This window comes from Sphingomonas sp. PAMC 26605 (genome assembly GCF_000241485.1).
GTDB lineage: Bacteria > Pseudomonadota > Alphaproteobacteria > Sphingomonadales > Sphingomonadaceae > Sphingomonas.
The window spans coordinates 823,392-828,212 of record NZ_JH584241.1 but is presented as its reverse complement, the minus strand read 5'-3'; the positions used below and the strand labels follow the sequence as shown (position 1 = coordinate 828,212).

Sequence of the window (4,821 nt, the reverse complement as noted above, 5' to 3'; positions counted from 1 at the left end):
GAATGGTGGAGGGGGCGTGCCGCAGGTGGGGCGCGTGTGGAGAGCCCCCTCCACCCCGCCCATGAAAAATGGGCGCGGTCCCCCTCCCCGTTCCGGGGAGGATATGAAAGGGGACATCACGCTACGCTCCACGCGGGAAATTCGGCCTTCCAGCCGTCCGCATTCTTGTCCATCCACGCCTGGCAGCTGCCCTTCGCGAGATCGCGCACGCGGCCCATATAGGCCTGGCGCTCGGCGACCGAGATCACCCCGCGCGCCTGCAGCAAATTGAACACGTGGCTCGCCTTGATCGCCTGCTCGTAGGCCGGGATCGGCAGCTTGGCGGCGAGGCTGTTCTCGCACTCGGCGACATGCTTGCGGAACTGGTCGAACAGGCTGTCGGTGTCGGCGACCTCGAAATTCCAAGTCGACATCTCGACCTCATTCTCGTGGAACACCTCGCCGTAGCTCACGCCCGCGTCGTTGAACGCCAGATCGTACACATTGTCGACATTCTGCACGTACATCGCGAGCCGCTCCAACCCGTAGGTGAGCTCGCCCGCGACGGGCTTCATGTCGAAGCCGCCCATCTGCTGGAAATAGGTGAACTGGGTGACTTCCATCCCGTCGCACCACACTTCCCAGCCCAAGCCCCACGCGCCGAGCGTCGGGCTTTCCCAATCGTCCTCGACGAAGCGGATGTCGTGGACCAGCGGATCGATCCCGATCGCCGCAAGGCTGCCGAGATACAGCTCCTGCAGGTTCGACGGGCTCGGCTTCAGGATCACCTGATATTGGTAATAATGCTGCAGCCGGTTGGGGTTCTCGCCATAGCGGCCGTCGGTGGGTCGGCGGCACGGCTGGACGAAGGCGGCGTTCCACGGCTTGGGGCCGAGCGCGCGCAGCGTGGTGGCGGTGTGGAACGTCCCCGCCCCCATCTCCATGTCATAGGCCTGGAGGATGAGGCAGCCATGCTGGCTCCAATATTCGTGGAGCTTGAGGATCATGCCCTGGAAGCTGAGGGGTCTGTCGGTCACGCCGCGGGCTTTGGCGCAGGGCGCGCGGAATTTCAACTGCGCGGTGGCGCTGTTCGACAGCAGCCCAGGCGCACGCTTCTTTTCGCGTTGGGTTTGAGACGCGCCGACGCCCCTCCCGTCGCCCCAGCGAAAGCTGGGGTCTCTCTGGGGCCAGGTGGTCGCGCGACTAGCGGGAGACCTCAGCTTTCGCTGGGGTGACGGATTTGGGGGGCGGTCAGCCTGCACTGACCTTTTGTCAGGGTATCTTGACATAGACACGACTCACTGTCATTTAGTCATGGACAGCTGACATAGTGTCAGTGTCGCATGATGGAGGGACCGATGCACGACCATCCAGCACGCCCGTCGTCGCTCGATTGACGATGCGACTCCGATGGAAGCCGATATGAGGAACCGCTTGAAGGTACTTCGCGCCGAACGCGACTGGAGCCAGGCCGAGCTTGGCGGCCGGCTCGGCGTGTCGCGGCAGGCGGTCAACGCGATTGAAACCGGCAAATACGACCCGTCGCTGCCTTTGGCGTTCAAGCTCGCACGACTGTTCGAGATGCCGATCGAGGAGATTTTCGATGACCAGACCGGAAATACCCATGACGCGGAATGATCTCCGACCCGGCGAGGCCGCCGACCGCGCGCGCTCGCGCCGCACGCTGATCATGTTCGCTGCGCTTGCAGCGGTCGGCGGCGCGGTCGGCTTTACCGCCGCGCTGATCGAGCCGCGCGAGGCGTCGCTTAGCACCGGTGACTCGCTGCCCGCTTGGTTCGCGATCCTTGCCGCGCTGCTGCTGGTCGGCGCGGTCACCGCGGGCAGCATCGTCTATCACCGCACGATGGACGAGCTCCAGCGACTCGACAATTACTGGGCCGCGACGGTCGGCGCCAATGTGCTGCTGATCGCCTATCCGGTCTGGCTGATCCTGTGGAAGGGCGGGCTCGTCCCCGCCCCCGATGCGATGGCGCTGTATCTCGCGGTGCTCGTCTCAACCGGCCTTGCCTATGCCTGGCGCAAGCTGCGCTGACCTCGCCCGCCTTTCTTGAAGGACCCGACGATGAAGACGCTCGATTTAGGGCAGACGGTGGTGACCCTCGCCGCGCTGCTGCTGGCCGCCAACAGCGCGCCGCAAACCGCCGCCCCTACCCCGGCGCCTGTGCCCGCGCCCGTCGCTTCCGTCCCCGCCGACCCCGCGCTGTGGGTGGTCAAGGACAAGGACACGACGATCTACCTGTTCGGCACGGTCCATGCGCTCAAGCCCAACCTCAGCTGGTTCGATTCGGCGGTGCGCAAGGCGTTCGACGCGAGCGGACAGCTCGTGCTCGAAATCCCTTTGCCGACGCCCGAACAAGCGCAGAAGGTGATCGGACCGCTCGCAATGGATCCGACCGGCCCGACGCTGACGCAGAAGCTGCCCGAGAAAAGCCGTGCCGCCTATGCCGCCGCGCTGACCAAGCTCGGCGTTCCCGCCGCCGCGCTCGATCGCTTCGAGCCGTGGTTTGCTGCGGTGACGATGTCGCAGATCTCGCTGCAGAAAGCGGGCTTCAGCGCGGCGGATGGCGCGGAAATGGCGCTCGACGCCGCCGCCAAGGCAGCGGGCAAGCCCGTCATCGGGCTCGAAACGCTTGAGCAGCAGCTCGGCTATTTCCACACGCTGCCGCAAGCCGACCAGATCGCCTTCCTGCTCGAAAGCGTGAAGGACATCGACAAATTCGATACGACGATCAACGCGATGGTCGACAAATGGAAAGCGGGCGACGCCGAGGGCCTGAGCAAGCTGATGAACGAGGATCTGACCGGCCAGGCGAACCTCTACAAGGTGCTGCTGGTCGATCGCAACGCGCGCTGGGCCGACTGGATCGACACACGGTTGAAGACGCCGGGGACGGTGTTCATCGCGGTCGGCGCGGGGCATCTGGCGGGCAAGGACAGCGTTCAGGTGCAGCTTGCCAAGCATCGCATCGTCGCGACGCGGATCCGCTATTGAGCCGCGCGGGCGCCGCGATCGGGCTGGCGCTGGCGCTGGCGGGGTGTGGACAGGCGCCGGAGATCCCGGCGCATCCCGCGCTGTGGCGCGTGGCGGATGGCGATACGACGATCTGGCTGTTCGGCTCGATCCATGCGCTGCCGCCACGCGTCGCCTGGCAAACGCCAGCGGTGGCAGGCGCGATCGCGGCGGCGGACACGCTGATCCTCGAAGTGCCGCCCGCCGACGACGGCGCGGCGCGCGCGCAATTCCTCGCGCTGGCGCAGCAACCGGGCTTGCCGCCGTTGCTCGACCGGGTGGCCCCGTCAGATCGCGGGGTGCTCGCGCGCGGCATGGCTGCAGCGGGGCAATCGCCGGAAACGCTCGATGGCCTGAAGACCTGGGCGGCGGCGCTGACGATCGGTGCGGGGGCTGGGCATATCGCCGATGCCGATGCCGCCCACGGTGTCGAGGCGGTGCTGACGCGGGCGTTTGCGGGCAAGGCGATCGGCGCGCTGGAAAGCCGCGAGGGGCAATTGCGGCTGTTCGACCGCCTCCCCGCCGAGTCGCAGCGCACGCTGCTGATCGCCGCGGCGCGCGACGCCCTTTCGGCGGCGCAGGGCGATGCCGCGCTGCTTACGGCTTGGAAGGCCGGCGATGCGGCGGGGCTTGTCGCCGATGTCGCACCGTTGCGACGCGATCGGGCGATCGGGGCGGCGCTGGTGACCGATCGCAACGCGCGCTGGGCGGGCGCGATCGTGCGGCGCCTGGCGCGGCCTGGGCGGGTGTTCGTCGCGGTTGGGGCGGGGCATCTGGTCGGGCCGGGATCGGTGGTGGCGATGCTGCAGACGCGGGGGCTGAAGGTCGAGCGGGTCGAATAGGATAACGGGCGGGCGATATCGTGCGACGGCCCACCCGTCACCCCAGCGCAAGCTGGGGTCTCGTGGTTCTCCGGGCGCGCCCCTTCCGCGGAGACCCCAGCTTTCGCTGGGGTGACGTGCGAGAGGGAACGCCGCACCCTCGTCTTGCACTTCCCGCCCCGCTCCCCTATAGCGCCGCGCTTCGGCCAGGGTCATCCCTGGAGGCCTGGCCGGAAACACCACAACCGTATTTCGGAGTAATGCAATGAGCGACCAATTGGAGCTCGCAGCCGAGACGCGCGAACAGGTTGGCAAGGGAGCCTCCCGTTTGCTTCGTCGCGAAGGCCGCGTCCCCGCCGTGATCTACGGCAACAAGCAAGAACCCCTCTCGATCCACGTCGAGGAAAAGGCGCTGATGCGTCTGCTCATGACGGGTCACTTCATGAATTCGGTCGTCATGATCGACGCCGGTGGCCAGCAGGTTCGCACCCTGCCGAAGGACGTCTCGTTCGACGCCGTCACCGATCGTCCGACGCATGTCGATTTCCTGCGGATCTCGGCGCACAGCACCGTCACCGTCCAGGTTCCGATCGCCTTTACCGATGAAGACGACGCGCCCGGCATCGCCAAGGCGGGCGGCGTGCTCAACGTCACGCGCCACGAACTCGAACTGGTCTGCGACGCGGCCAACATCCCGTCCGAGATCACGATCTCGCTCGCGGGTCTCGAGGTCGGCGCCTCGATCCACATCTCGGACGTCAAGCTGCCGAACGGCGTGACCCCGGCGATCACCGACCGCGACTTCGCGATCGCGACGATCGTTCCGCCGACGGTCCCGACCGCGGCTGACGAAGAGCTCGAGGCTTCGGTGGCCGAAGCACAGGCAGCCGAAGCAGAGGCCGAAGCCACTGCCGACGATGCCGAAGGCGACAAGGCCGAGTAAACGCAAAGACGAAAGCCCCTCCCCTTCAGGGGAGGGGTTGGGGTGGG

At 66.7% G+C, this 4,821-nt stretch carries 6 protein-coding genes; 5 read left to right on the top strand and 1 reads right to left on the bottom strand.

Going from position 1 to position 4,821, the window contains the following annotated elements; all coding sequences use genetic code 11:
• Positions 1-116 precede the first annotated feature (116 nt).
• Positions 117-986 carry a glycine--tRNA ligase subunit alpha gene (locus RH90_RS03700; RefSeq protein ID WP_037492619.1) on the bottom strand — a complete coding sequence of 290 codons (870 nt, stop codon included), beginning with the start codon at positions 984-986 and terminating at the stop codon, positions 117-119.
• 415 nt (positions 987-1,401) lie between these two features.
• On the opposite strand from RH90_RS03700, the gene RH90_RS03695 reads away from it, so the two are divergent.
• The 5 genes from RH90_RS03695 to RH90_RS03675 all read left to right on the top strand — a co-directional run bounded on the left by RH90_RS03695 (position 1,402) and on the right by RH90_RS03675 (position 4,774).
• Positions 1,402-1,617, top strand: a complete 216-nt coding sequence (locus tag RH90_RS03695) for a helix-turn-helix transcriptional regulator (protein WP_037493091.1) — start codon at positions 1,402-1,404, stop codon at positions 1,615-1,617.
• Positions 1,604-2,032: a hypothetical protein gene (locus RH90_RS03690; RefSeq protein ID WP_010183958.1), complete on the top strand. Its 429-nt coding sequence runs from the start codon at positions 1,604-1,606 to the stop codon at positions 2,030-2,032. Before RH90_RS03695 ends, RH90_RS03690 begins: the two co-directional genes overlap by 14 nt.
• 30 nt (positions 2,033-2,062) lie before the next feature.
• Positions 2,063-2,992 carry a TraB/GumN family protein gene (locus tag RH90_RS03685; protein WP_010183957.1) on the top strand — a complete coding sequence of 310 codons (930 nt, stop codon included), beginning with the start codon at positions 2,063-2,065 and terminating at the stop codon, positions 2,990-2,992.
• Positions 2,989-3,852: a TraB/GumN family protein gene (locus RH90_RS03680; RefSeq protein WP_010183956.1), complete on the top strand. Its 864-nt coding sequence runs from the start codon at positions 2,989-2,991 to the stop codon at positions 3,850-3,852. Before RH90_RS03685 ends, RH90_RS03680 begins: the two co-directional genes overlap by 4 nt.
• A gap of 244 nt (positions 3,853-4,096) precedes the next feature.
• Positions 4,097-4,774, top strand: coding sequence for a 50S ribosomal protein L25/general stress protein Ctc (locus tag RH90_RS03675; RefSeq protein WP_010183955.1), 678 nt, complete (start codon positions 4,097-4,099; stop codon positions 4,772-4,774).
• Positions 4,775-4,821 lie beyond the last annotated feature (47 nt).

Excerpts from the sequence above, each read along its gene's own strand:
- RH90_RS03700 (WP_037492619.1), bottom strand. The coding sequence starts at position 986 with ATGATCCTCAAGCTCCACGAATATTGGAGCCAGCATGGCTGCCTCATC.
- RH90_RS03695 (WP_037493091.1), top strand. The coding sequence starts at position 1,402 with ATGAGGAACCGCTTGAAGGTACTTCGCGCCGAACGCGACTGGAGCCAG.
- RH90_RS03690 (WP_010183958.1), top strand. The coding sequence starts at position 1,604 with ATGACGCGGAATGATCTCCGACCCGGCGAGGCCGCCGACCGCGCGCGC.
- RH90_RS03685 (WP_010183957.1), top strand. The coding sequence starts at position 2,063 with ATGAAGACGCTCGATTTAGGGCAGACGGTGGTGACCCTCGCCGCGCTG.
- RH90_RS03675 (WP_010183955.1), top strand. The coding sequence starts at position 4,097 with ATGAGCGACCAATTGGAGCTCGCAGCCGAGACGCGCGAACAGGTTGGC.